Origin of the sequence: Micromonospora sp. NPDC023966 (assembly GCF_040639095.1) — a bacterium.
Lineage (GTDB): Bacteria > Actinomycetota > Actinomycetes > Mycobacteriales > Micromonosporaceae > Micromonospora.
The window spans coordinates 623,586-649,788 of the sequence record NZ_JBEZZJ010000001.1; the positions used below are offsets into that span (position 1 = coordinate 623,586).

The 26,203-nt window shown below is 72.5% G+C and carries 21 protein-coding genes and 2 pseudogenes; 15 read left to right on the forward strand and 8 right to left on the reverse strand.

Going from position 1 to position 26,203, the window contains the following annotated elements:
* The first annotated feature begins 149 nt into the window (after positions 1 to 149).
* Both AB0F68_RS03040 and AB0F68_RS03045 read left to right on the forward strand, forming a co-directional pair.
* Positions 150 to 467, forward strand: coding sequence for a WXG100 family type VII secretion target (locus tag AB0F68_RS03040; RefSeq protein WP_357332536.1), 318 nt, complete (start codon positions 150 to 152; stop codon positions 465 to 467).
* A 20-nt stretch (positions 468 to 487) separates the two neighbouring features.
* Positions 488 to 781: a WXG100 family type VII secretion target gene (locus AB0F68_RS03045; protein ID WP_154229589.1), complete on the forward strand. Its 294-nt coding sequence runs from the start codon at positions 488 to 490 to the stop codon at positions 779 to 781.
* An 82-nt stretch (positions 782 to 863) separates the two neighbouring features.
* Here the strand turns inward: AB0F68_RS03045 and mycP are convergent, their stop codons facing one another.
* On the reverse strand, positions 864 to 2,069 hold the full coding sequence (mycP, locus tag AB0F68_RS03050; RefSeq protein WP_357332538.1) for a type VII secretion-associated serine protease mycosin: 1,206 nt from the start codon (positions 2,067 to 2,069) through the stop codon (positions 864 to 866).
* A 152-nt stretch (positions 2,070 to 2,221) separates the two neighbouring features.
* On the opposite strand from mycP, the gene AB0F68_RS03055 reads away from it, so the two are divergent.
* Together AB0F68_RS03055 and AB0F68_RS03060 are read left to right on the forward strand one after the other, a co-directional pair.
* Entirely contained in the window at positions 2,222 to 5,248 is a 3,027-nt protein-coding gene (locus AB0F68_RS03055) for an SseB family protein (protein ID WP_357332540.1), read from the forward strand.
* A complete protein-coding gene (locus AB0F68_RS03060; protein ID WP_357332542.1) occupies positions 5,245 to 5,610 on the forward strand; it encodes a hypothetical protein in 366 nt (121 codons plus the stop codon). The genes AB0F68_RS03055 and AB0F68_RS03060 overlap by 4 nt, the downstream gene beginning before the upstream one ends.
* On the opposite strand, the gene AB0F68_RS03065 is transcribed toward AB0F68_RS03060, so the two are convergent.
* The 4 genes from AB0F68_RS03065 to acs all read right to left on the reverse strand — a co-directional run bounded on the left by AB0F68_RS03065 (position 5,611) and on the right by acs (position 14,372).
* Positions 5,611 to 6,543: an alpha/beta hydrolase gene (locus AB0F68_RS03065; RefSeq protein WP_357332544.1), complete on the reverse strand. Its 933-nt coding sequence runs from the start codon at positions 6,541 to 6,543 to the stop codon at positions 5,611 to 5,613. It abuts the gene before it with no gap.
* A 169-nt stretch (positions 6,544 to 6,712) separates the two neighbouring features.
* Positions 6,713 to 9,148, reverse strand: coding sequence for an immune inhibitor A domain-containing protein (locus AB0F68_RS03070; RefSeq protein WP_357332880.1), 2,436 nt, complete (start codon positions 9,146 to 9,148; stop codon positions 6,713 to 6,715).
* 284 nt (positions 9,149 to 9,432) lie between these two features.
* Positions 9,433 to 11,757, reverse strand: coding sequence for an immune inhibitor A domain-containing protein (locus AB0F68_RS03075; RefSeq protein ID WP_357332546.1), 2,325 nt, complete (start codon positions 11,755 to 11,757; stop codon positions 9,433 to 9,435).
* 626 nt (positions 11,758 to 12,383) lie between these two features.
* A complete protein-coding gene (gene acs, locus AB0F68_RS03080) occupies positions 12,384 to 14,372 on the reverse strand; it encodes an acetate--CoA ligase (RefSeq protein WP_357332548.1) in 1,989 nt (662 codons plus the stop codon).
* Positions 14,373 to 14,572: 200 nt separating this feature from the next.
* Here acs and AB0F68_RS03085 point away from each other — a divergent pair, with 200 nt between their 5' ends.
* Positions 14,573 to 15,319, forward strand: a complete 747-nt coding sequence (locus AB0F68_RS03085; protein ID WP_357332550.1) for an oxidoreductase — start codon at positions 14,573 to 14,575, stop codon at positions 15,317 to 15,319.
* 60 nt (positions 15,320 to 15,379) lie between these two features.
* On the opposite strand, the gene AB0F68_RS03090 is transcribed toward AB0F68_RS03085, so the two are convergent.
* Both AB0F68_RS03090 and AB0F68_RS03095 read right to left on the reverse strand, forming a co-directional pair.
* Positions 15,380 to 16,189: an HAD-IB family hydrolase gene (locus AB0F68_RS03090; protein WP_357332552.1), complete on the reverse strand. Its 810-nt coding sequence runs from the start codon at positions 16,187 to 16,189 to the stop codon at positions 15,380 to 15,382.
* 315 nt (positions 16,190 to 16,504) lie between these two features.
* Positions 16,505 to 16,672 (reverse strand): hypothetical protein, encoded by a 168-nt coding sequence (locus tag AB0F68_RS03095; RefSeq protein WP_357332554.1) that lies wholly within the window; start codon positions 16,670 to 16,672, stop codon positions 16,505 to 16,507.
* 333 nt (positions 16,673 to 17,005) lie between these two features.
* Here AB0F68_RS03095 and AB0F68_RS03100 point away from each other — a divergent pair, with 333 nt between their 5' ends.
* The 10 genes and pseudogenes from AB0F68_RS03100 (at position 17,006) to AB0F68_RS03145 (ending at position 25,330) form a co-directional block, all read left to right on the forward strand.
* The gene (locus tag AB0F68_RS03100) at positions 17,006 to 18,145 is read left to right on the forward strand and encodes a low temperature requirement protein A (protein ID WP_357332556.1); all 1,140 of its coding nucleotides are present in this window, start codon (positions 17,006 to 17,008) and stop codon (positions 18,143 to 18,145) included.
* A 934-nt stretch (positions 18,146 to 19,079) separates the two neighbouring features.
* On the forward strand, positions 19,080 to 19,685 hold the full coding sequence (locus tag AB0F68_RS03105) for an RNA polymerase sigma factor (protein ID WP_357332557.1): 606 nt from the start codon (positions 19,080 to 19,082) through the stop codon (positions 19,683 to 19,685).
* Entirely contained in the window at positions 19,682 to 20,659 is a 978-nt protein-coding gene (locus tag AB0F68_RS03110; RefSeq protein ID WP_357332559.1) for a CU044_5270 family protein, read from the forward strand. Before AB0F68_RS03105 ends, AB0F68_RS03110 begins: the two co-directional genes overlap by 4 nt.
* Positions 20,660 to 21,008: 349 nt before the next feature.
* Positions 21,009 to 22,111, forward strand: a pseudogene (gene ssd, locus AB0F68_RS03115) (septum site-determining protein Ssd).
* A pseudogene (locus AB0F68_RS03120) lies at positions 22,108 to 23,145 on the forward strand (TadA family conjugal transfer-associated ATPase); the annotation flags it as partial. The pseudogenes ssd and AB0F68_RS03120, both read left to right, overlap by 4 nt.
* Positions 23,146 to 23,152: 7 nt before the next feature.
* On the forward strand, positions 23,153 to 23,734 hold the full coding sequence (locus tag AB0F68_RS03125; protein WP_357332881.1) for a type II secretion system F family protein: 582 nt from the start codon (positions 23,153 to 23,155) through the stop codon (positions 23,732 to 23,734).
* A gap of 23 nt (positions 23,735 to 23,757) precedes the next feature.
* The gene (locus AB0F68_RS03130; protein WP_013283643.1) at positions 23,758 to 23,925 is read left to right on the forward strand and encodes a DUF4244 domain-containing protein; all 168 of its coding nucleotides are present in this window, start codon (positions 23,758 to 23,760) and stop codon (positions 23,923 to 23,925) included.
* Between the two features lie 203 nt (positions 23,926 to 24,128).
* Positions 24,129 to 24,446, forward strand: a complete 318-nt coding sequence (locus tag AB0F68_RS03135; RefSeq protein WP_357332882.1) for a TadE family type IV pilus minor pilin — start codon at positions 24,129 to 24,131, stop codon at positions 24,444 to 24,446.
* Between the two features lie 23 nt (positions 24,447 to 24,469).
* The gene (locus AB0F68_RS03140; protein WP_357332561.1) at positions 24,470 to 24,838 is read left to right on the forward strand and encodes an Rv3654c family TadE-like protein; all 369 of its coding nucleotides are present in this window, start codon (positions 24,470 to 24,472) and stop codon (positions 24,836 to 24,838) included.
* Between the two features lie 102 nt (positions 24,839 to 24,940).
* A complete protein-coding gene (locus AB0F68_RS03145; RefSeq protein ID WP_357332563.1) occupies positions 24,941 to 25,330 on the forward strand; it encodes a nuclear transport factor 2 family protein in 390 nt (129 codons plus the stop codon).
* Positions 25,331 to 25,517: 187 nt separating this feature from the next.
* Here the strand turns inward: AB0F68_RS03145 and AB0F68_RS03150 are convergent, their stop codons facing one another.
* Positions 25,518 to 26,096 carry a hypothetical protein gene (locus AB0F68_RS03150; protein ID WP_357332565.1) on the reverse strand — a complete coding sequence of 193 codons (579 nt, stop codon included), beginning with the start codon at positions 26,094 to 26,096 and terminating at the stop codon, positions 25,518 to 25,520.
* Positions 26,097 to 26,203: the final 107 nt, after the last annotated feature.

A 26,203-nucleotide genomic window follows, 5' to 3' on the forward strand; every position in this document is an offset into this window, starting at 1 on the left:
AACCGGAGTCGGACCGCTACCGTCAGCGACGAGTTCCGTCGAGTGCGCCGCCGTCCCCTTCCCCCCTTCTCCGGCGGGCGCGCTCCGGCGAGTCCACGGTGGTCGCTTCCGGCGACCAGCCACGACCGAGGAGACGAGGTGACCTCCGGGTGTCCCAGACCCAGGCAGAAGCCGCGGTGATGCAGCAGACCGCCGCGAAGTTCGAGCAGGTTGACCAGTCGTTGCAGACCATGCTCAGCGGCCTGATGGCCGAGCTGGAGGTGCTGCAGCAGGCCTGGCGGGGCGCCGGCGGGCGCTCCTTCGGGCAGGTCAAGCAGCAGTGGGCGCAGGATCAGGCGGCCCTGCAGCGGGCGCTGCGGGAGACCGCGACCGCGATCCGCACCGCCGGCCAGCAGTACGACGTGTCCGACACCGAGGCCGCCGGGCGGGTGTCGGGCACCAACCGCGGCATCCAGCTGCCCCTCTGACGCACGGGAAGGACCGACCGATGGACCACGGTGTGCTGGTCGTCAATTTCGCCGCCCTGCACCAGGCGGGCGCGGACATCCAGAGGGCGCTGACCACCCTCGAGAGCCAGCTCGGGCAGCTCGAACGCGACGCTGCCCCGCTGGTGGCGAGCTGGTCCGGCGAGGCCCGCGAGGCGTACGAGCAGCGGCAGGCCCGCTGGCGGGCCGCCTCGCAGGATCTCCAGGCCATGCTGCGCGACATCAAGCTGGCCGTGGAGGACTCCGCGGCCGACTATCTCGACACGGAGAAGCGGAACGTCAACCTGTTCCAGTGATCCGCCGACGGGCGGCACGGGCGGCTCCCGCCCGTGCCGCCCGTCGCTTTGCCGCACGGGATCACGCCCGCGGCGGTGCGGGTCAGGTCGGGTCAGCCGGGTGCCACCGGCGGCGTGCCCCGCGGGGCAGCACCACGGCGAGCAGCACCACCACCGTGGCCGCCGCCCCGGTCGCGCCGGCCACCAGCAGCGCCCGGTCCCGGGCCGTCGCTCGGCGCGCCCGGCGGGCCAGTTCCGCCGCGTCCGGCCGGTCGACCGGCAGCGCCGCCCCGGCCCCGGTGCGGGCGGCCGTCCCGCCGCTCGACTCGGTCACCGCGCGGTACGGGTTCAGCACCCCGGCGCCGTAGCCGTCGTGCCCTCCCGGGGCCGGGTCGGCGCTCGCCGCGATCCGCCGGGCGACCTCGGCCGCACCCAGTTCGGGGCGGTACTGCCGGAGCAGCGCCGCGGTGCCAGCCACGAAGGGCGCCGCGTAGCTCGTCCCCTCCGCCCGGTGGTGGCCCTGCCCGGGCGCCGCCATCAGCACGTCGGTGCCGGGGGCGACCAGGTCGACGTACGGGCCGGTCTGGGAGAAGGCGGCGCGGGTGCCGTCCGCCCCGACCGCACCCACCCCGAGCACCCCGTCGTACGCGGCCGGGTACGGCCGGGGATCGCCGGTGTCGTGCAGGTTGCCGGCGGCGGCCACCACCACGACGTCCCGCCGCACCGCGTAGGCGATCGCGGCGCGCACGGCGGGGTGGTCCGCGTACAGCACGACGGAGAGGTTGACCACGTCGGCGTCGTGGTCCACCGCCCAGCGGACGGCCCGGGCGAAGTCGGCGGCGTCGACCGTGCGCCCCGACTCCCGCCCGTCGACCACCTGCTGTTCGCTGACGCGTACGGGCAGGATGCGGGCGCCCGGCGCCAGCCCGCGGAAGGCCACACCCGGCCGGGGTGCGGCGGCGATGATGCTCGCCACGCCGGTGCCGTGCCCGGCGCAGTCCCGGGTGCCGTCGCCGCCCGGGTCGAGGAAGTCGGCCCCGTCGAGGACCTGGCCGGTGAGCTGGGGGTGGGACCGGTCCACCCCGGAGTCGACCACCGCCACGACCACGCCGGCGCCGGTCGCGAGCGGGGTCAGCCGGTCGGGCGCGTACCGTTGCTGCGGCCAGGGCTGGTCCTCGACGGGGCGGGCCGGCGCGGGCGGCGCGGCGCAGGCCGACGGCGCGCGGGCCGCCGCCGGGGCGGCCGGCAACCCGGCGACGAGAAGGGCCGCCAGGACGGCCAGGGCCGGGCGCGCGGTGGGCCGGGACATCGACGGCCTCCGTATCGTGTCGACTCCGGAACGGGATGTTAGCGCGTCGCCGACGACCCGGCCGACCGTCGATGGCCAGGCATTGTGATCTTGTTACCACCTTGTAGGTTGTAGGCGATGCCTGTGGCCTGTGCGCGGAAGGAGAGGTGGCCGTGACCGGATGGGAACCGGCCGCCGAGGCCGAGGTGGCGATGCGGGACGCGCTGCGCGCGCAGGACCAGCAGCTCTACTTCCGCATCCTGACCCGCGTCGAGCTGCTCCTGCCGGTCGCCGCGGAGACGCTCACCGGGCAGAGCCCGACGGGCTGGGGCACCTGGACCACCGGGGGCCGGACGCACATCCTGGCCTTCACCTCCGCCTCCGCGCTGCGCGCCTGCCTGGGGGAGAACGCGGGCGCCACCCGTCGCGTCCCGTACGCCGACCTGGCCGCGGACTGGCCCAACCACGAGTGGTGGCTGGCGGTCAACCCGGGGCTGCCCATCGAGGGCTACCTGCCCGCCTGGTTCGTCGCGCAGCTCGCCCGGGGCGACGTCCGGCTGCCGGGCCGGACGATGGGTGCCCGGGCCCGCCTGGAGCGGGTGGAGAGCGCCGTTCGGGCCGCCGGCCGGGGTGGCCCGTCCACGCCCGGCCGGGACTCCCCGCCGTCGCCGGTGCCCCCGACGGCGGGAGGGCGCGTCCCGCCCGGTCCGGTCCCGCCGGCCCGGAGTGGACGCGGGCCCGCCGACGGGGAGCCCTCGACTGTTCCGATCCCGACCGTTCCCGTTCCGAGCGCCCGGGCCACCGTCGCCGGCACGGCCGATCCGTCCACCCCGCCGCCGGCCCGCCGCCCCGACCCGGCGAACGGTCGTCCGGCCCGTCCGCTCGGCCGCCGTACGCCCGACGACGCGCGACCGGTCGGACCCGGCGGCGCCGATCAGGACAACCTCGCCGGCTGGCTCACCGACCTGCGCCGGCGTCCCGACGAGTCGGATCCGTTCCCCGAGCCCGGCCGCTCCGGGTCGGCCAACGGCCGGCCGGCCGAACCGGCGCCACCGCCCGCCCGGTCCTTCTTCGAGCCCGCCCCGGGCCGCCCGACCCGGCGGTCCTCGCCGCTTGACGCGCCGAACCGGACCGGGGACCGGCCGGCCTCACGGTTCGCCGGTGGCGGCCAGCCGTTCCCGCGCCGCCGGCCGCTGACCGAGCCGGTGCCCGAGGAGCCGACCCAGGCGTTCCGGGTGGACTCCGCCGGACCGGCCCCGACGGCTGGGCGGGAGGAGCCGGCTCGGCCGTTCCGCCCCGCCGCGCCGTCCGGGGAGACCACCCAGGCGCTGCCCCGACGACGCGCCGGCTCCGGTGACGAACCGGGCCCGGACGAGCCGCCCCGGCCGACCCCCGGCCCGGGCGACCCCGCCGAGGCCGAGGAGCTTCCGCCGTCGATCGCCGAGCCGGTGTCCGGCCCGCCCGCGCCGCGTCGGGGCTTCACCCCGATCGTCATCGAGGGCACCGTCATCGAGTCCCGTGACCTGACCGCGCCGCCCGAGCCGTACGCGGTGCCCACGGTGCCCGCCGCCGCCTCCGCGATGGCGTCGGCCACGGTGCCGGCCGCGTCCCGGACCGAGGACGGCTCGGCGGCGCCCTGGGCCGGCCCCACCGACCCCACCCTGGCGCTGTCGGTCGACCCACCCACGTCGCCGGGCCCCGATCGCGCCGCGGCTGCCGAGTTCCCGGCCGCGGCCCGGGGAGAACGCCGCTACGACACCCCGGCCGAGCCGACTGTGCCGCTGTTCGACCCGTCTGAGACGGCGGACGACCCGCGCGCATCGCTGTTCACCCCGGCCGCCCCAGGCGAGGACCTCGACGGACCGTCGGTCGTGCCGCCGGAGGAGACGACCGCGCCCCTGGTGGCGCCCCCGATCGCCCCGGTGGTGTCGTCGTCCGACCGGGGTGCGCCGGCGGACGAGGCGACCACGTCGTTGTTCGCGCCGACCTCCCCGGCACCCGAGTCGACCGCGCCGCTGTTCGCGCCGTCCGCGCAGCCGCCCCCGCCGTTGTACGAGCCGCCCGCGCAGCCGGACGTGCCGCTGTTCGCGCCGACCGCCACAGCGGACGAGCCGACCACGTCGCTGTTCGCGCCCGGGCTCGTGCCGTCGGAGCAGCCCACCGCCGCCGGCTCCACCGGCGTTCCGTCCCCTGGGGACGGCGGTGGCAGCGCCGCCGCGACCGGGGAGGCCGACTTCGTGCCGGCGAACGAGGTGGAGGAGGAACTGCTGGCCGCGGCGGGCAGCGGCAGCACTGACGGCTTCCTCACCACCCTGCTCCTCGCCCGGGTGCTGCTGCCGGTCGCGGGCGACTCGGCGGTGGGCAGCCGGCCGGGTGATCCCGGCTTCGTCTGGTGCACCGAGCAGATCGACGGCGGCGCGTACGTGGTGGTCTACACCTCGCCCGAGCGGCTGGCGGACCGGGTCGGCGGCCCGATCGAGACGGTACGGGTCAAGTTCGTCCAGCTCATCCGCCGCTGGCCGGACGTGAACTGGTCGTTCGCGGTGAACCCGGGCACCCCGGTCGGGGCGACGTACCCGGGGGAGCAGGTCCTCGCGCTGGCCAACTGGGCCGCCGAGGTGGGGTTGGGCGACGACCCGGAGACCCCGGAGCCGCCCGCCCCCGCACCGGCACCGGCGCCCGAGCCCCGGCCCGCCCCGCCGCCGGTGGACCCGACCCGCCCGGTTACCATGCAGAAGGCGATCGCCCCGAGCCAGCTCGCCTACTACCTGGAGCGCGGCTACGACCGGGTTTCCGGCTTCGTGCACCGGGCCAGCGAGCTGGCCCACCTCGGCACGCCGGCCGAGCTGTACGACGCGCTCGGGCTCGGCCACCCCGGCTCGCCGTTCTCCCGGGATGCCGAGGAAATCTATGTGCTGCGCTGGCCGGCCTACCGGCCGAGCCTCTACCGGATCCCGTACGGCGGGCAGAACGAGGGCGCCATGCGGGCCATGGAGGGCTGGGTGATCGAGCGGCCCCCGTTCCGCGGCAACGGCTTCGCGCCGGGCGAGAGCAGCGACGTGGTCGCCGAGTTCAAGGTGGACAGCGCCCGGCTGCCGCACGGGGCCGAGCTGCGGCGGATCGGCGCGGACCGCAGCGAGCGGGTGGTCGCGGTGCTGGACACCGACGCGCTGGTGTGGCGCAGGGCGGGTGACGCGTGACCCGCGACGGCTACGTGGCCCGCTGGCGGGGCCGGGAGTACCAGGCGAGCCCGGACGGCGGCGACGTCCGCCTCTACCAGCCGAAACCGGGCGAGGGCTTCACCGAGGTACGCCCCGGCCGGCACGTCCGGGTGGTGCCGGCAACCGAGATCGAGGACCTGGCGTACGTGCGGACCACCTGCACCTGGCAGGGGCAGCCGTTCATCGTGCTGGCCGAGCACGACGGCTGGCTGCGGGTGGAGTACACCGGGGGCCGCTGGCCGGTGGCTCAGGGGATGGGGCTGGAGGCCTTCGACTTCGGCGTCTACCAGGGCTGGGCACCCGCGAACGAGGTGACCGGCCTGCGCGAGAAGCGGGTCTAGTCAGGACTTCGTCCAGCGCAGGATCTCGCCGAGCACCAGGTCCCGGGCCTCCACGTGCGGAAAGTGGCCGACCCCGTCGAGCAGCCGCCACTCGTAGGGGGCGGTGACGTAGCGGCCGGAGCCCTGGGCGGTTCGGGGCAGCGAGGCCCGGTCGAGCGCGCCGTGCAGCTGGAGGGTCGGGGTGACCAGCGGCTTCTGCATCAGCCGGACGAACCGGTAGCCGTGCAGCCGTAGTACCGACCGGAACGCCCAGCGGTAGCCCTCCATGGCGCAGAACGCGGCCTGCGGGATCTGCATGGCCACCCGGCAGCACCGGGCGTACGCGTCGAAGTCGGGGCTGTTCACCCACCGCGGCCCGCCCCAGCGGCGCAGCATCTCCTCCACCTCGGCGGCGTCATCGCGGGTCAGCACGTGCTCATAGCGGGGGAGCTGGAACTTCAGCGTGGGGGTGGACGCGCTGAACTGGCCGCGCGGGTCGGCGAAGAGGGCGGCCCGGAGCCGGAGCGGGTGCGGCGCGCCGAGCACCACGAGCCGCCGGACCAGGGTGGGGTGGAACGAGGCGGCGGTCCAGGCGATGAGGCCGCCGGCGCCGCTGCCGACCAGGGTGGCCGATCGCTCGCCGAGGGCTCGGATCAGCCCGGCCACGTCGGCGGCGAGGGTGTAGCCGTCGTACCCCCGGGGTGGCTTGTCGCTCGCGCCGTAACCGCGCAGGTCGACGGCGACCGCGCGGAAGCCGGCGTCGGCGACCGCCGGCAGCATCTCGTGCCAGGCGTACCAGTATTCGGGGAAGCCGTGCAGGAAGAGCACCATGGGGCCGGTGCCGGCCTCGACGACGTGGAACCGGCTGCCGTTGGCGCCGACGAACCGGTGCGTCCACGGCCCCTCGGGGAGGACGCAGGACTCGTCGACGGGTCCGCCGCGCTGGTCGGTCATGGGGCACAGCCTAGGGCGGGCAGCGCGCGGGTGGCCCCGCAGGTGCGCAGGATCAGGGGATTCTCCGGGACATCGCCGGACGGCCCGCGGTCGGCCCGGGCGGGGAAAAGGGCGATGCCCGGGCAGGTGACCTGCCCGGGCATCGCGGGGTGTAGCGGCGATCAGCGGCTCAGGAGAAGCGGACCTTCATCGAGGTGCCGTCCTGCTGGAGAACCTTGATCTTGACGCCGGTGGCGGGGAGCTTGACGCCGTGGTTCGGCAGCTCCGGGTACCAGTACTGCTTGGTGTCGTCGAACAGCGGCTGCGCGGCCTGGCCACGGATGTACTGCGGCTGGCTGTTGATGTGCAGCGTGAACGAGTCCGCCTTCTTCAGGCTGAACGGCGCGTCGTAGACCTGGACGCGGGCCCGCCACGGGGCGCCGGTCAGGTTGTAGATCGGCCGCGGGTGCGCGTCGATTATCAGGTTGCGACCCTCGCCCGGGTGCTCGAACGTGTCGTTGTCCGCGTACCGGAGGTTCCAGTACGAGATCAGCAGACCCTCCTGGTACGCGTAGTGGTCCACCCAGTCCGGGCGGGTGTTCGCGTAGCCGAAGTAGTACGGGCCGGTCTTCAGGTACTTGTCGTACGAGACGTACGACCGGTTGCCGGCGATGTAGTAGTTGTCGAAGAGCCGGGTGTAGCTCTCGCCGGTGATGCTCCAGCCGTCGAGCGCCCAGTCCCCGGCACCGTTCTCGGCGCCGTCGCTGAGCAGGGTCTGGCCGTCGGCGGTCACGGTGATCGCGTCACCGAAGAAGCCGCCCGCAGAGAGGCCACCGTCGGTGATGTAGTGGAACCTGAACTGCGCGACCTTGCCGGCCGCCACGTTCAGCGGGATGTTGATGTCCACCCACTTGCCCGCGCTGCTGCCGGTCAGACCCGGCGTCGGGTCGGTCCGGGACACCGGCGGGATCGGCTCGCCGTCGACCGTGCCGGGCAGCGCGGCCCAGGTCTTGCCGCCGTCCAGCGACGCCTCGAAGAAGAGGTAGTCGAAGCCGGACTCGATGTTGAAGCGGCCCTTCATGGACAGCGCCGCCGAGGTCTTCCCGGTGAGGTCGATCGTCCTGGTCATGGTGTTGTCCAGGTCGTCGTCGTTGCCGGAGAAGTACTGCTTGGTGCCCTCGAATGGAGCGCCGTACTGGAACGTGTACTCCCGCTGCGGCAGCACCACGACCGCGGCCTGCGCCTTCTTGGAGTTGTACTCCTGTGGGCCCAGGTTCAGGTCGCGCTTCTGCCCGGCCTTGACCACCTCGTAGTCGAGCCAGCCGAGCTGGAGCTTGTTCCAGGCGCCGAGGTCGCCACCGCGCTCGCCGATGCCCTGGTCGTTCTTGCCGCTGAGCCGGCTCTGGGCCATCAGGGTCCAGTGCTCGTTGTTGTTGTCCCCACCATTGATGACGTTGTAGTCGTCCGGCAGACCGAGGTCGTGGCCGTACTCGTGGTAGAAGACGCTGCGGCCACCGTTCTCCGGCTGGATGGTGTAGTCGCGGATCCAGATGCCGGTGTTGCCGATCTCGGTGCCGCCGATCGGGAAGTTCGGCGGACCCACGCGGGAGGTGTTGTACGCCGACCAGCGGTGGCTCCAGATGGCGTCCTCACCCTGGTGCGGGTCACCGTCGGCCTGGTCGCCTCCGGAGTGGACGATCTGGAAGTGGTCGATGTAGCCGTCCGGCTCGTTGAAGTTGCCGTCGCCGTCGTAGTCGAACCGGTCCCACTGGTCGAACGACTGCATGTCGGCCTTGATCTGGGCGTCGGTGCGGCCCTTGGCCTTCTGGTCGGCGACCCACTGGTTGGCGGCGTCGCGGATCAGGTCCCAGGTGTTCTGGCAGACGTTGCTGTCGCAGACGGCCGGGTCGTTGGCCGGGTTTTTCACGTCGTCGTCCGCCACCGGGTCGTCCGAGCGGCCGTAGCGGGCGGCGTTGTACTTGACCTTCACCCAGTCGGTGACCTGGCCGTCGACCGTGTAGCGGCCGGACGACTGGGCCTCGTAGTACTGCTTGAGCGACTCGTCGCCCGGGTTGGTGCCGAAGTACAGCTGGCGGAAGTGCTCCGGGCTGTAGTCGGGCTGCCAGACGGTGGAGTTGTCCACCGCCCGGTTGGGTGCCGGGATCTCGTTGTGCTGCGGACCGTCGAACCCGGTCGGACCCGCGATGTCCGGGTTGATGTCCTTGTCCGGGTAGGCCGGGTCGCGCTCATCGCCGAACTCGGCAAGGATCACGAAGATCTTGTCGGTCCGCTCGCGCTCCAGCTCGACGTACTGGTCCTTCTTGCCCGCCTTGTTGCTGGCGGTCCGGGCGCCGGCCGCCGCCGCCGCGCCGCCGGCGGTCTCGCCGACCTTGACGACGGTGCTGCCGTTGATCTTCTGGGCCTTGGCCCGGCCGGACAGGACCTCGCTGAGGCCCTCCTGGCGGAGCGCCCGCCGCTTGTCCTCGAACTTGTCCGGCAGATCGTGAGGGGCCTGCGGCTCGGCCGCCGCCGGAGCGGCAGCCGGCAGCTTCGGCGTCGGCGCCGCGCTGGCGGCTGTGCCGGCCACCAGTCCCGTCGCCGTCAGCGAAAGCCCGAGCAGACCCACTGCGACTTTGCGCACGTGGTACCTCCGGTGTGAGGGAACCGGCCCAACGGGGGTACGGGCCGGTGGAAGGTCCTAGTGGGACCACTGGTGAAGATAAACATTCCCGTGACGCGTGGGAAGACAGACGCGTCGATTTGTAGCAACTTTTTGTTGGGAACGCTCCTCAGCGTCACATCGGGATCAGTCGATCAGGTGGGTTGAGCTGGGGCGAAAGGTTTTCGGGGTACGCGAAAGGGGCCGGTGGCGTCGCCGCCACCGGCCCCTTCCGGTCTGGTGCTACCCGATCAGTTGGTGATCTTGATGACCATGTCGCTGGTCGGGGTGGTGCCCTGCTGCAGGATCTCGATCTTGGTGCCGCTGCCGGCGACCTTCACCGAGTTCCACGGGTTGTTGCTGTTCCAGTACTTGTTCACCCCGTTGTCGGTGAAGACCGGGTTCGGGGCAAGCTCCGGAACGGTGACCGCCACGTCGTTCATGTGGAAGGTCTGCGCCGGCTTGGCGTACAGGCTGAACGTCGCGTCGTAGCCGTTGCGCCGGTTGGTGATGGTGCCCTGGTTGCCAACCTGGATCTTGCCCGGCCGGACGTCGACCGGCAGGTCCAGGCCGTAGCCCGGGTGCTCCGAGGTGTTGTTGTCGCCGTACGCGTAGTTCACGTACCAGACCAGCATGCCGGGCTGGTTCGAGAGGTGCTCCACCCAGTTCGGGCGGCTGGCGAACCCGTAGTTGTACGGACCGGTCCGCAGCGTGTCGTCGTAACCGAAGTAGGTCCGGTTCTCGGCGATGTAGAAGCGGGGGTAGGTGTCGGTCACCGAGCCGGTGATCCGGTTCCAGCCCTTCGCGGTCCACTCCGCGGCCAGGTTCTCCGCGTCGTCGGTCCAGGCGACGGCGCCGTTCTTGGTCAGCGAGACGTTGTCCAGGAACGCACCGGCGTAGTGCACGCCGCCGTCGGTGTTGTAGCGGTAACGGAACAGCACCGTCTTGCCGGCGTACGCCGACAGGTCGTAGGTCGAGTCGACCCACGCACCACTGCTGGAGCCGGTGATGCCGTTCGCGCCCGGCTTGATCAGGTTGTTCTTCAGGTCGGCCCAGGTGGCGCCGCCATCGGTCGACACCTCCGCGTAGAGGTAGTCGTAATCCTCTTCGATGTCGTACATCAGCTTCGAGGTGATCGACGCGGTGGTCGCGCCGGTCAGGTCGAGGGTGCGGGTCAGCGTGGTGTCCAGGTAGTCCTCGCTGCCGCCCCACCACTCGTACGACCCGCCGAACGGCGTGTTGTAGTTCGTGGTCTGCGTCTGGGCGGGCAGGTTGACCACGACCGCCTGGGCCTTCGGCCCGTCGCTGTCACCGGCCGGGCCGAGGGTCACCTGGGTGCTGCCCTTGCCGTAGTCGACCGTGCTGTGGTTCAGCCAGCCCAGGAAGAGCTTCGACCACGGGTCCATGTAGCCCGGGGTCGTGCCGATGTCGTCGGTGCCGTGGCCGAGCCACGAACCCGAGGACATCAGCGTCCAGAAACCGGTGCCGTTGTCGCCACCAGCGGTGTCGTACAGGTCCGGCAGACCCAGGTCGTGACCGTACTCGTGGGCGAAGACGCCCAGACCACCGTTCTCCGGCTCCGTGGTGTAGTCACGGATCCACATCCCGGTGTCGCCGATCTGCACACCACCGTTCAGGTTGCCGGCGGGGCCGGCCTTGCCCGCGAGGTTGGTGAACGCCGCCCAGCGGTGGGACCAGATGGCGTCCTCGCCCTCGGCGCCGCCGCCGGCCTCCTCACCCTCACCGGCGTGCACCGCCTGGAAGTGGTCGATGTAGCCGTCGGGCTCGTTGAAGTTGCCGTCGCCGTCGAAGTCGTACCGGTCCCAGACGTCGAACTGCTTGAGGTAGTCCTTGATCTCCTGGGCCGACTTGCCGGCCGTCTTCTGGGTCTGGTACCAGGACGTGGCGGTGTCCCGGACGAAGTTCCAGTAGCCCTCGGCCTCGGAGATGTTGTCGTTCGGGTTGTTCGGGTCGTCGTTGTGGCCGTAACGAGCCTCGTTGTAAGGCACCGTGATCCAGTCGCTGACGTCGCCCTTGACCGTGTAACGACCACCGGACTGCTTCAGGTAGAAGTCCCGGAACGACTCGCCCTCACCGTAGAACATGTCCATGTAGTGAGCCCGGCTGAAGTCGGACCGCCACATGGTGCTGTTGTCGTCGGTGGAGCTGCCGTCCCAGTTCCGGTCCGGCTCCGGGATGTTGCCGACCGTCGGGCCGGCGGTGCCGCCGGCGCGGGGGTCGGTCTTGGTGCCGAAGTTGACCAGCATCGTGAAGATGGGGTCTTCCTTCGGCGCCTGCTGGTACTCGACGAACAGGTCGTCCTTGACCTGGATGACCTTCGAGCCGTTGCGCGTCTGAAGCTTGGCCTTGCCCGTCAGCAGGTCGGAGATCGCCTGCTTCTTGAGCTCCCGCTGCTGATCCGCCTTCGGATCCGGGAGGTTGTCCTTGTGCTTCGCCTTCTCGACGCCGGGGGTGGGCTCCGCCGCCGGGGCAGCGGACGCCGGCGTCGTGACGACACCGGCTGCCAGCAGCGCGGCCGCGGCCGAGGCCAGGCCCGCTGTGACTCGTCTCCTCAAAGGTCCTCCTCCTTTGTGGATCTGTTACATGACAGAGACAGGCAAAGCCATCACTGTCATGTCATGCGTCACTCACAATGACAGGTGTTTGCATCGTTGTCACCGGTCAATCACCCGAGGAACACGCTCTTTTGTCTGGCAATTCGGGGCGAAAAGGCTCAGCGCCTGGGCCCGGGCTCACATCACGTTTCGGCCACGATCACCGAGCGTGACGGCGATTATGAGGTCCCCAAAGGGGAGCGCAGGAGCCCGCAAAAATGTCACACGGCGGCGGAAAGAAATTGTCGGCGCGTAACAAAGGGACGGGGCCCGTCCGGAGCAGTGTGCTCCGGACGGGCCCCGTCGTGTGGTTCCGACGCGCCCTTCGGCGTGTCAGGTCACGGGGTCGCCGGGGTCACGTACGCCGTCGCGTACGAGTTGTCCTTGGCGGCTCCCTTGATCGCGATCGAGACGCCGTACGCGACGCCCGCGTCACCCGGGTTGCCGGTGCCCAGCACGATGACGACATAGCCTCTGGCCGATCAGCCTGCCGGGCCTCCACCGAATTTCCGACAGGTGTCTCAACAGAACGACGGTGGGTGGCGGCCCGTCCGGACCACCACCCACCGTCATGGGTACGTCTGCGCTCAGTCCTCGTCGGACTTGCCGCCTCCCATGCCCGAGGAGATCAGGTCCATGACCGAGGAGTCCTGCAGCGTGGTGACGTCGCCGAGCGACCGGTTCTCCGCCACGTCCCGCAGCAGCCGGCGCATGATCTTGCCGGAACGGGTCTTCGGCAGTTCCGGCACCAGCATGATCTGCCGGGGCTTGGCGATCGGGCCGAGCGTCTTCGCCACGTGGTTGCGCAGGTCGGCGATGAGCCGCTCGCCGGCCTCGCCGGAGATGTCCGTGCTGCCGCGCGGGATGGCGAACGCCACGATCGCCTGGCCGGTGGTCGGGTCGGTCGCGCCGACCACCGCCGCCTCGGCCACCGACGGGTGGCTGACCAGCGCCGACTCCACCTCGGTGGTGGAGATGTTGTGGCCGGACACCAGCATCACGTCATCGACCCGGCCGAGCAGCCAGATGTGCCCGTCGTCGTCCTTCTTCGCCCCGTCGCCGGCGAAGTAGACCCAGTCGTCCCCGTGGTTGGCGCCGGCCCCGAAGCGCGACCAGTAGGTCTCGATGAAGCGGTTGTCGTCGCCCCAGATGGTGCGCAGCATCGACGGCCACGGCTCGCGGAGCACCAGGTAGCCGCCCCCGCCGTTGGGCACCGACTGGCCCTGGTCGTCCGCCACGTCCGCGACGATGCCGGGCAGCGCGGTCATCGCCGAGCCGGGCTTGGCCTCGGTGACGCCCGGCAGCGGAGAGATCATGATCGCGCCGGTCTCGGTCTGCCACCAGGTGTCGACGATGGGCAGCTCGCCCCGGCCGACGTGCTGCCGGTACCAGATCCACGCCTCCGGGTTGATCGGCTCACCGACGCTGCCCAGCAGGCGCAGCGAGGAGAGGTCGTAGCCGGCGGGGATGTCCTCGCCCCACTTCATCATGGTGCGGATCAGGGTCGGCGCGGTGTACAGGATGGTGACCTTGTACTTGTCGACGATCTCCCAGAACCGGCCCTTGTGCGGGGTGTCCGGGGTGCCCTCGTACATGACCTGGGTGGCGCCGTTGGAGAGCGGGCCGTAAACGATGTAGGAGTGCCCGGTGACCCAGCCGATGTCGGCGGTGCACCAGTAGACATCGGTCTCCGGCTTGAGGTCGAAGACCGCGTGCGTCGTGTACGACGTCTGGGTGAGGTAGCCGCCGGTGGTGTGCAGGATGCCCTTGGGCCGGGCCGTGGTGCCGCTGGTGTAGAGGATGTACAGCGGGTGCTCGGCGTCGAACGGCTGCGCGGCGTGCTCCGGCGAGGCGGTCTCCACCGTCTCGTGCCACCAGTGGTCCTTCGCCGACCAGGCGACCTCCTCGCCGGTGCGGCGGACGACCAGCACGTGCTCCACCGACGGGCACTTCGCCACCGCCTCGTCGACGGTCGGCTTGAGCGCGGACGGCTTGCCCCGGCGGAAACCGCCGTCCGCGGTGATCACCACCTTGGCGCTGGCGTCCTGGATCCGGTTGGTCAGCGCGTCGGCCGAGAAGCCGCCGAACACCACGCTGTGCGTGGCGCCGATCCGGGCGCAGGCGAGCATCGCCACCGCGGCCTCGGGGATCATCGGCAGGTAGATCGCCACCCGGTCGCCGGCCGTGACGCCCAACTCGGTCAGCGCGTTCGCCGCCTGGCAGGTGAGCTTGTGCAGGTCCGCGTAGGTGACGGTCCGGGTGTCACCCGGCTCGCCCTCCCAGTGGATCGCCACCTTGTCGCCGCGACCGGCCTCCACGTGCCGGTCCAGGCAGTTGTACGCCACGTTGAGCTGACCGCCCACGAACCACTTCGCGAACGGGGCGTTCGACCAGTCGAGCACCTGGTCCCACTGCCGGTCCCAGTGCAGCCGCCCGGCCTGGCGCTCCCAGAAGGCGAGCCGGTCCTCGGCCGCCTCGCCGTACGCGTCCGCGGTCACGTTGGCGTTCGCGGCGAGCTCGGCCGGCGGCGGGAACTGGCGCGTCTCGTTCAGCAAGTTGGCCAATGCCTCGCTCATGCGGTGACTCCTTCATCGCGTGACCTGCGTCTCCTACCCGGGAGAGGTTAGTCCCGGCGCGCCCCCCGCCGCGACCGCCGGGTCCGCCGTCACGCGCCCAGTGGCCCTTCGGACGCGCCGAGCAGTAAGTGGAGAGTGGTTCGCGTCGCTTCCCGGCGGCTGGCGCTCCGGCGGGGTGCGGGGATCGCTAGCGTGGCGGGGTGACCACCGACCCGCTCGCCCCGCTGCTCGCGCTCGCCGACATCGCGCCCGCCGTCGAGCGGGCCCGCGACCGGGTCGACCAGGCCCACCGGCACCGCGCGCTGCGCCGCCAGGGCGGCCAGGTCGCCGCCGAGGTCAGCCTCCGCTCGGCCGTGGCCAGCGCCGCGCTGGAGGGCCGGGTGCACGACCGCGAGGAGGTACGCGCGGGCACCGTCACCGATCCGGTGCTCCAAGGCGCGCTGCGGGTGGCCGGGGCGCTGCCCGGGCTGAGCGAACTCTGGCCGAAGGCGCCGCGCCAGGCCCTCGCCCGGCTGCACGTGCTCGCGGCCCGCGACGTCGTGGCCGAGGCGGAGCTGGGCCGTCCGGTGTCCGACCCGGTGGTGGCGGCCCGCCTGGACGGGCTGGCCGGGCTGGTGGCCGGGGGCACAAAGGTGTCGCCCCTGGTGCTGGCCGCCGTGGTGCACGGCGAACTGCTGAACCTGCGTCCGTTCGCCGGCCCGTCCGGCGTGGTGGCGCGGGCCGCCGCCCGACTGGTGCTGATCTCCACCGGCTTCGACCCGCGTGGACTGGTCGCCGTCGACGTCGGCCACTGCGAGCGGGAGCCCGAGTACGTCGGCGCGGCCGGCGCCTTCGCCACCGGCACCCCCGACGGGCTGCGCTCCTGGCTGCGCCACTACATGGCCGCGGTGGAGGTCGGCGCGGAGCAGATCACGCTCATCGGCGACGAGGTCCTCGCCGCCTCCTGATCCGGTGCGCGGCCCGGCCCCCCGGTGCTCTCCGTGCCGGCCGCCGGCGATCGCCCGCTGTCAGGCGGTCGGGGTGGCGGCGTCGCGGGTGCGGCGGTGCCGGCCGTACCAGGCGATGCCGATGGCGACGCCGACGCCCACGCCGAGGGCCGCCGCGGCGACCGGCACGGCCGGGCGCTCCCGCAGCCGCCGGCCCAGCGGCACCGGGTGCCGGAACTCCAGCACCGGCCACGAGTTCTCCACGGCCAGCCTGCGCAGCGCCCGGTCCGGGTTGACCGCGGTCGGATGCCCCACGCACTCCAGCAGCGGGCGGTCGCTGTACGAGTCGGAGTAGGCGTACGAGTCGGCGAGGTCGTAGCCGCGGGCGAGGGCGAGTTCGCCGACGGCGTCGACCTTGCGCGGGCCGGCCGCGTAGAACTCGACCTCGCCGCTGTAGCGGCCGTCCGCCACCGCCATCCGGGTGGCGATCACGTCGGTCACCCCGAGCAGCTCGCCGATGGGGCGGACCATCTCCTCGCCGGAGGCGGACACCAGCACCACGTCCCGCCCGGCGGCCTGGTGCTCCTCGATCAGGGCGGCGGCCTCGGCGTACACGTAGGGGTTGATCAGGTCGTGCAGCGTCTCCGCGACGATCTGGCGGACCTGTTCCACCGGCCAGCCCTTGCAGAGCGTGGCCAGGTAGTCCCGGGTGCGGGCCATGGTCTGCTCGTCGGTGCCGCCCAGCCGGAACATCAGCTGCGCGTACGCCGACTTGACCACGTCACGGCGAGTGATCAGCCCGTCCCGGTAGAACGGCCGACCGAACGCCAGTGCGCTCGACTTGGCGATGACGGTCTTGTCGAGATCGAAGAAAGCGGCACTCCGGCCCACGGCGCGAAAGTCTAGCCCGAAGGGTCATTGCCGGCTGGTCCCCCGGGGCCCACGGGAGCAGGCCGGCCGGCCCCGGGCACTCGTGAGAGTGACTGCTGTCACACCTCTGGGCCGGAAATTAGCGTTGCGTGGAGTGAACACCACTCGACGTATAAGGGTCCATTGCGGCATGCTTGTCCTCGTGATGAGACTTCACGTCCCGTCCATGAAGGCCCTCGGCGGTTGCACCCCCCGTGACCGCTGAGTGGGTTCGGCTCGACCCCCCCGGAGCCGAACCTCACGACGACCCCCGTCTCCCCCCGACGGGGGTCGTCCCTATTTGAGAGCGATGCTCCGGAGCAGGTCACAGGCCCTCCTCGTCCTCGGTACCCCGTCCGTGACCAGCCAGGCGGCGTAGGCGTGCCGGAGGTCGTGGAACCTCATCCCGCCAGCCGCCTTGACCGCCACGCACCCGACCGCCTCCCGCTCGGTGGTGAACTCCATCTTCCCGGCTGATCGTGACCCCGATCACCGCTGGCGGCTGCGGCTTCAGCCTTCGTCACAAACCCTCGTACCGACTCTGAACGATCACACGGGCCATCGACATTGATTGGTGGTCAATCCCGAAGGCCAGCATGGTGTTTGTGGCCATGAAGGTGGCCGCGTCCCTGACGGCCATAGCGATGCTCTCGGCATCCGGCGCATCGTCTTGTCGGCACCGGGAGGCGCGGCAGCATGGTACGACTGCCTCAAGGTTGCGACGAAACCGACAGAACGGGCGAGCCGATGAGGACGAGCAGGGCGGGCGAGCTGGTGCGCATGCCTGGGGATCCGCAGATGGCAACGTACCTGGAACTGTTCTTCGACCTGGCGTTTGTCTTCGCGCTCACCCAACTCTCGAACGCGCTGATCCAGGATCTCACCTGGAGCGGCGCCTTCCAGACGCTGTTGCTGCTGCTGACGGTGTGGCGGGTCTGGTTCAACACGGCGTGGATAACCGACAGGTTCGACCCGCAACAACCGGCGATACAGCTGCTGGTCATCGCGACTTTGGTGGGCAGCATGGTGATCGCGATCGCGCTGCCCGACGCGTTCGGCAGGCAAGGCATGGTCTTCGCAGGGGTATTCGTCGCCCTGTTCATCGGCACCAACATCGTCCTTGTGATCGCCCTGCGGGGCCACGCACCGCGGCGCACCTCCGGGCGGATACTGTTCTGGTACGGCGTTTCCGCGGTGCCGTGGATCGCCGGGGCGCTCTCGCATGGGACGGCGCGTGTGGCGCTGTGGACACTCGCGGTGGCGTTGGACTACGCCGGATACGCGCTTTACTACCCCACGCCGGGGATCGGCCGCACGCCCACGTCGGATCTGCCGACGGTGGCCGAACACCTGTCCGAGCGCTACCGGCAGTTCTACATCATCGCGCTCGGCGAGTTGATCCTGGTCACCGGACTGGCGCTTCGCGGCACCGCCTTCACGCCCGACCGGACCGCTGCGTTCCTCGTGGCGATCACCACCACCGTGCTGCTGTGGCGGATCTACATCTACCGCGCCGGGGAACTGGCAGCCGCAGCCATCAAAGCGGCCCCCGAGCCTGCCCGCCTTGCCGGATCGACGTCATACGCCCACCTGGTCATGGTGGCCGGCATCGTCGTCACCGCAGTCGGCGACGAACTCGTCATCACCCACCCGTTCGGGCACACGCAACCGGCCTGGATCGCCGTCATCCTCGGCGGACCCGCGCTCTTCCTCGCCGGGCGTGCCGGCTTCGAGTACGCGGTCTTCGCCCGCGTATCCCGGGATCGGCCGATCGGACTGGTCGTGCTGGCCGCCCTGACACCGGCGATGCTCCTCCTGCCGCCGCTGCTGGTCGCCCTTGCCGCCACCGCAGTCCTCGCCGGGGTCGCCATCTCCGACGCCACTCGCGCTCGAGCACATCCAGCCGAAGCACCGTCGCCACCAGGCGCACCATCCTGACAGGCCGCGGGCAGCTACCCCCCGGTCCGATCCACGCAGAATCCCGCAGCAGTGACTCTCTGCGAACGAGAGAACCAGGTCGGGCAGCAACGGCTCACGAACGAACCGTCAGGCGGCACCGAGGCAGCGGGAAAGCAGCGCGAAGCTCGATCAGGGTCGGTTCCGAACACCACGCGGCGACGGCCAGTACTGCTCGCCGGTGCGAGCCGCTACGGGCTGACACCATCCGCCAACTCGGGTCCCCATCCCCCCGACGGGGGTCGTCCCTTTCTGCCGCCGGCAGGGCAGCGTGAAGGCAACACGCGAGGCGGTTGACAACCTTGGTTGTCGAGCAGACTCTGAGGTGCGAGGTCACCGAGGGGAGTCCCGTCATGCGCGATCTGACGCCGGAAGAGCGGCAGGAACTGGGGCGGAAACTGCATGCCGTTGCCGCCGACTGGGCGGGGCGGCTGGATGCCGCCGACGTGGATGCCCTGAGCGGAGCAGACCACGACCCGAGCTCCACGGAGCGGATGCGGACGCACCTGGCCCGAATGGCGGCGGCGGAGCAGATGCGCCGCCTGCTCGCCGAGTTCGTGTCCGTGAGTGCGGAGGAAGCGGTGCGGTACGGGGCCGGCTATCCCGAGCTCGTGCAGCGGTGGGGGCCAGCCGGCAAGCGGCCCGTAAGCGTTGGCCGAACCTCCCGATCTCGAAGAGGCGCGCCGGCGAGTGGAAGCAACCGCCCGGAAGCATCGGCTGGGCCGGCAGCCACCTGGGGTACCCGGGACCACCCGGAAGCTGAGTTCGCCGCGCCGACGAGGGCCGTCCCTTTCGTGGGGGCGGCGCTCCCGTCGAAGGTGACGGAGTCTCCTGCCCGAACACTTCCACCGCCGTCGGCGAAGTAGGGGTGAGCCCTCGGCCGTACGGGAGGGATGCCGGGACAGAAGGAGAACTCATGGGTGTGGTGACACGAGACGTGTGCACCGACGCCGAGATCATCAGCCGGATGCACGGGGATCCGGCGTTGTTCGACACCATCTTCGACCGCTACTACCCGGCCATCCACGGCTACGCGAGCCGTCGGCTGGGTCGCGACCTGGCCGACGACGTGGCGGCGGAAACCTTCCTGGTCGCGTTCGACCACTGGCGGCGGTTCGACACCACGCAGCAGAGCGCCCGGCCCTGGCTGTTCGGCATCGCGTCCAACCTCATCGCCGGGCACCAGCGGACCGAGGCGCGGCGCTACCGGGCACTGGCCCGGGCGGAGCAGGTCACCGCCGCCGACCGGGACGGCCTCGACGGTCCGGCCGATCGGATTGCCGTACGCCTCGACGCGCAGGCTGTGCGCGGGCGACTCGCGGCGGCGCTGGAGGAGATCGCACCGGCCGACCGGGAGGTGGTGCTGCTGGTCGCCTGGGCGGATTTGACCTGCGAAGAGGTGGCCCGCGCGCTGGAGATTCCCGCCGGCACCGTCCGGTCCCGGCTGCACCGGGCGCGCAAAAGATTACGGGCGGCGCTGGGTGGCGCCGATCCGACGGCAACCGGAGGGGATTCCGAGTGATCGACGACATCACCGCGCTGCGGGAGAGTTGGAGCGAGGTCGAGCCGCCCTCGCCGGAGGCTCAGGACCGGGCCCGGTCGGCGCTGCTGGCCCGGATCACCGAACGTCGGGCCACCGTGCCGCAGGGGCGCAGGCCCGCCCGGTGGGTGGTGCCGGGCTGGGCGTGGCGGTCCGGCGTCGCCGCCCTCGGTGCCGCCGCCCTGGTGGCCGGGGTCGTCGCGGTCGGTGGCCTCGGCCCGGCGACTCCGCCAGCCCGGCCGGCGCCCTTCGTGGCGAACGGGGCGGTCGCGCAGACCTTCGAGTTGGCCGCCGTGCACGCCGAGACCGAGCCGTTCACGCCACCCCGCCCGGATCAGTGGACCTACGTCGAGATGCGAATCGTCCGCGGCAAGCTCGCCCAGGACAAGGGGCAGGCCACCCGCGAGACGACGCGGTCGTGGCAGCGCGCCGACGGCCGGCAGAGCGCCATGCTGGTTGACGGCAGGCTCGAAGTGAGCACGGAGAGCTCGGACCTGCCGCGGGTCATGCCGCCGCAGGACTACCCGACGCTGGCCGGGCTGCCCACCGATCCGCGGGCGCTGCTCGACTGGCTGCGCGCCCAGGACCCGTCCGGCAAGGGTGACGAGGCCTTCCCGTACGTGCTGATCGACTCGATGTTGCGGGACAACGTCCTGCCGCCCGGCGTGAAGGCGACCCTGCTGCGGGCACTGGCCCTGATCCCCGGCGTCACCCGCTCCAGCGAGCCGGTCGACTTCGACGGACGCCCGGCGATCGCCGTGGGCCTGGTTCTGGACGGCTGGCGGCGCGAGGACATCCTGCTCGACCCGACCACCCACGAGTTCCTCGGCGGCCGGACCGTCGTGGTCGCGGACCACACGACGCCGGAGGGGGTCAGGCTGAAGAAGGGCGATGTCGAGGTCGAGCTGATCCGCGTCGCCGGCAGGATCGTCGACGCGCCGGGCCGGACCAACTGACCATCGGGTACGTGCGACGGCTCGCGGGCGGCCGGACCGTGGCGGGTCCGGCCGCCCGGGTCGGCTGATTGCAGGTCACCGTGCCGTGCACGATCGCCTTGCCGCTGATCGTGCTGGCCGTGCCGTCGGTGGCGAGCGGTGTCGTTACATCGCGCCGACGGATCAGTGCCTAAAGGACGGTCGGGGCGACGGGTCCGGATCCGGCCGGCCATAGCAGATCGACTCACCGGCCGGCGGCTGTCCACAACCGCCTCCGTCATCCACAGCGGCGTCCGGCCGGGCGCCGCTGGGCCGGTTCCGCCGGCAGGCTGCTCCGCGGCACGTCCGAGTCCGACCGCTGGAGGCCGCCATGCCGCCCCGTACCCCGCTGCCGCCGTACCGCCGGCTGCCCCTGCTCGTCACCGCCGACGGCGACCTCCTCGACGAGCTGCTGCGGCTCGCCGCGGCGGGCGGCACCGAGGTCGAGCTCGCCGCCGATCCCGCCGCCGCCCGAGCCCGCTGGGCGCCGGCGCCGCTGGTGCTGGGCGGCGCCGACCAGGCGCAGGCCTGCCTGCGGGCCCGCCTGCCGCGCCGGCCCCGGACGGTGCTGGTCGGTCGCTCCGGCCAACTCGACCCGGGTACGGAGATCGCCGAGCTGATCGGCGCCGAGCACGTCGCCACCCTGCCCGCGGCCGAACCCTGGCTGGTCGACCGGTTCGCCGAGTGCGCGGGCGAGCCGCCCGGCGGCGGCCCCGCCCGGATCGTGGCGGTGCTCGGCGGGCCGGGCGGCGCCGGGGCCAGCGTGCTGGCCGGCGGCCTGGCCGTCACCGCGGCCCGGGCCCGGCTGCGCACCCTCCTGGTGGACGCCGACCCGCTCGGTGGGGGCCTCGACCTCGTGCTCGGCTGGGAGCAGCTCGAAGGGCTGCGCTGGCCCGGGCTCACCGGCACCGACGGCCGGGTCGATCCGCCGTCCCTGGTCCGGGCCCTGCCCAGCCGTGGCGACCTGGTCGTCCTCTCCTGGGACCGGGGCGCGCTTCGGCACCTGCCGGCCGAGGCGATGGCCGCCACCGTCGACGCCGCCCGCCGAGGCCGGGACATGGTCGTCCTCGACCTGCCCCGGCACCTGGACGACGCGGCCGTGGTCGCCCTCCAGGCGGCCGACCGAGCGCTGATCGTCGTACCGGCGGAGCTTCGGGCCACCGCCGCGGCGGCCCGGGTGGTCGCCGTGGCCGCTCCGCACTGCGCCGACCTGGCGGTGATCGTGCGGGGTCCCGCCCCGGCCGGCTCAAGGCCGGCGAGGTGGCCCGCGCCCTCGGGTTGCCGCTCGCCGGCACGCTCCGGCCCGAGCCGGGGCTCTGCCGGGGGCTGGAACGCGGCGAGGCGCCGGCCGCCACCGGGAAGGGCCCGCTCGCCCTGCTCTGCCAGCGGCTTCTCGCCGACCTGACCGACCTGCCCGCGGCGGGTGCGGCGTGACCGGGCCGGCCGACTCCGGGGAACTGGCCGTCCGCGTCCGGCACCGGTTCGCCGCCGAGGCCACCCCGGTCACTCCCGCGGCGATCGTCTCCGCCGTACGCGCCGAGCCGGACGCCGCCGTGCTCGGCGACACCGCCCTGCTGCGGATCGCCGACCGGGTCCACGACGACCTCGTCGGCGCCGGTCCGCTCGCGCCGTTGCTCGCCGATCCGCAGGTCACCGACGTACTGGTGAACGGCACGCGGGTCTGGGTCGACCGGGGCCGGGGCCTGCACCAGGTGGCGGTGCCGCTCGGCACGGTCGACGACGTACGCCGGCTGGCCCAGCGCCTCACCGCGGCCGCCGGGCGCCGGCTCGACGACGCCTCCCCGTACGCCGACGCCCGGCTGCCCGACGGCACCCGGCTGCACGCCGTGCTGCCACCGGTGGCGACCGACGGGCCCTACCTGTCGCTGCGCACCTTCCGGCAACGGCCGTTCACCCTCGACGAACTGGTCCGGCAGGGCACCGTGCCCCGACCGGTGGCCCCGCTGCTCGCCGCCGTGGTGGCCGCCCGGTTGGCGTACCTGGTGACCGGCGGGACCGGTTCCGGCAAGACCACTCTGCTCAACACGCTGCTCGGGCTGGTGCCGGGGACCGAGCGGATCGTGCTGGTGGAGGACGCGGCGGAGCTGCGGCCCGTGCACCCGCACGTGATCGGCCTCCAGGCCCGGACGTCGAACGTGGAGGGCGTCGGCGCGGTCGGGTTGAGCGACCTGGTCCGGCAGGCGCTGCGGATGCGGCCGGATCGGCTGGTGGTGGGCGAGTGCCGGGGCGCCGAGGTGGTCGACCTGCTCGCCGCGTTGAACACCGGCCACGACGGCGGGGCCGGGACGCTGCACGCCAACGCCCCGACGGACGTGCCGGCCCGGTTGGAGGCGCTCGGGATGCTCGGCGGTCTGCCCCGGGCCGCCCTGCACGCCCAGGTCGTCGCCGCGCTCCAGGTCCTCCTGCAGGTCCGGCGGACAACCGAGGGTCGGGTGCTGGAGTCGGTCAGCCCGGATCCGGCTCGGGGCGGGGCTGGCGGGGTTGGCCGCACTGGTCGTGGTGGGCGGCTGGCCGGGTGTGCTCGTCGGGGCGCTGGCCGCGCCGGCCGCCGACCGCCTGCTGCGCCGGATCGAGCCGCGGGCCGTCCGCGATCGCCGGCTCCGGGAGACCGCCGACCTGCCCCTCGCCGCCGACCTGCTGGCCGCCGCGCTCCGGGCCGGCGCGCCGGTGGACCGCTCGGTGCTCGCGGTCGCCGAGGCGCTCGGTGGACCGCTCGCCGACCGGCTCGCCCGGGTGGGGCGGACGCTGGAACTCGGTGGCACGGCGGCCGAGGCGTGGGACCACCTGCGACCCGTGTCCGGGGCGGAGCGCCTGGCGACCGCCGCGATCCGCTCGTCGAGCAGCGGCGCGGCGCTGGCCGGCGCGCTCGGCCGGCTCGCCGACGACCTGCGCTCCGACCGGTCGACGGCGGCCGAGGCGGCCGCCCGCCGGGCCGGGGTGCTCATCGTGCTGCCGCTCGGGCTCTGTTTCCTGCCCGCCTTCATTCTCGCCGGTCTGGTGCCGGTGATCGTCGCCGTCCTCGGCGACGTGCTCTGAATCCCCGAGAAAGGGAGTACGACATGCGCAAACTTCTCACCCGCCTGCGCGGCGACGCCGGGATGAACACGGCCGAGTACGCCGTCGGCACCCTCGCCGCGGTCGCCTTCGCCGGGATCCTGCTGAAGGTGCTCACCTCCGGCAACGTGCAGTCCGCGCTCACCGCCGTGATCGACCGGGCCTTGAAGTGACCGGTCGCCGGTGGGCCGGCCGCCGGCCCGGCCCGGACGCGAATTCCTCGTCCAGCGGCACTGGTCCGGTCCCGGGTTCCTCGTTCAGCGGCACTGGTCCGGTCCCGGGTTCCTCCTCCGGCGGCACCGGCCCGGGGCAGCCGGGACGGGTCGGTGGGCGGCGACCGTGGGGTGCGCGGGAGCGGGGCTCGTTCACGGCCGAGCTGGCGGCCGGCCTGCCGGCGCTGATGCTCCTCCTCTTCGCCGGTCTCACCGCGGTCGACGCAGTCACCACGCGGGCCGGCTGCCTGGACGCGGCGCGGGAGGCGGCACTCGCCGCCGCCCGCGGCGAACCCGGGTCGGCGACCGGCGCCCGATACGCCCCGCCCGGGGCCGACGTCTCGGTGACCGTGGCCGGCGACCGGGTCACCGTGACCGTCCGGGCGCCGGTCCGGAGCTTCGGCGCCCGGCTGCCCCGGCTCACCGTGTCGGGCACCGCGGTGGCCGCCGTCGAGCCCGGCGCCCCCGGACCGCAGCCGTGATCGGGTGCTACGGGGACCGTCGGGTGATCAACGGGTGGGGGAACCAGGGCGCCGAGCACGGTGGGGCGACCGTGTGCCTGCTCGCCGTGGGGTTGGTGCTCGTGCTGGTCGGGCTCCTCGGTGCCGGGCTCGGCGCGGCCCGGTGCGCACGGCACCAGGCCCGGAACGCCGCCGACTTCGGGGCTCTCGCGGGCGCCGGCCGGGCGCTGGAGGGTGCCGACGCGGCGTGTGGCCGGGCCGCCGACCTGGCCGCGGCCAACGGCGGCCGGCTGACGGCGTGCCGGCTCGACGGCTTCGACGTCGTGGTGACGACGGAGGTGAAGGTCGCTCCGCTACCCGGGCTCACCCGGGCGGCGACCGCCACCTCCCGGGCCGGCCTGACCCGAGGCTGAGTGCCGGTTCCCCGGCCTTTCCCCACGTCTCGTGTCCAGACGCTGGGAAACTGGACCTGCAGCGATCGACCCCGGCGGTGCCGCACAGAAGGGGAGCCCGCTATGACCGACAGGTCTGGCGTAGAAGCCTGGATCCGGGCCTATGAATCCGCCTGGCGTACGGCGGGAACCGACCAGCTCGACCGGCTCTTCACCACCGACGCCACCTATCAGATGTCGCCGTTCCAGGAGCCGCACCGGGGCCTCGACGCCATCCGCGTGCTGTGGGACGCCGAACGCGCCGGGCCGGACGAGGAATTCGAGATGGACTTCCACATCGTCGCCGTCGACGACCCGCAGGCGGTCGTACGGCTGGAAGTGCGATACGGCGATCCTCGGCCCCAGTTGTTCCGCGATCTGTGGGTCCTCACGTTCGCCCCGGACGGCCGGTGCCGGGCCTTCGAAGAGTGGCCGTTCAGCCCTGGGCCTTCCGCGCCGCACCACACACCCTGACCCTGGACGCCGGGTGCCAGCAGCCGTCACCCGAGGTCATTCCCGCTCGCCAACGGAGATCCTCCACCGGAGCCGACACCGAGGACCGGCCGTGGTGTCGGGGCGGAAGCGCGTACCGCCCCGACACCACCGCGAGAAGGCCCGACACCACCGCCAGAGGGCGGCCCGGTCGGTGGAGTTGTCGGTGTCAGCGGGCCTGGAGGGCGTCCAGGCCGACCGCCATGGCGATCACCAGGCGCCGGTCGATCTGCGGTTGGTGGATGTCCACGACGTACCGGTCGCGCAGGCCCCACTTCTTGTCGACCGAGAACACCGGCTGACCGTTCGCCACGAAGTCGAAGTGGTAGGGCAGCCAGGAGAGCGAGTCGACGAAGCGGCGCAGCAGGGCCACCGGCAGGCTGCGCTCCTGCCCGGTGATCTGCGGCAGGCCGGCCTGCTCGACGTGCCAGGTGGAGCGGAGCAGCGACTGGGCGAAGTCCTTGCGGAACAGGCCGATCGGGGTGCCGGCGTGGTCGGTCACGTCGTAGGTGGCGCCGAGGTCGAGGCGCTGCCGGGCCTTGAAGCCGAGCAGGGGGTACTGCTTGGAGTCGTCGGTGTAGATGGTCACCTGCTCCTTGAACGCGAGCCGCTTCTGCTGCGCGAACGCGAGCAGCCCACCCTCCGAGCCGTCCGGCGCCACCGAGTGGACCTCGTACTGGTTGACCATCATCCGGATCCGCTGGCGGACGATGAACCGCTGCTGGGCCTGCAAGCTGTCGAGCTGCATCAGATCTCCTTGAAGAGGCGGACGCCGGAGTCTCGCACAGCCTGGCCGTCACCCGCGTGCCCGTGACCGGCGCGTTCCGGTCGTGATCCGGGCGCGACGGCCGGTCA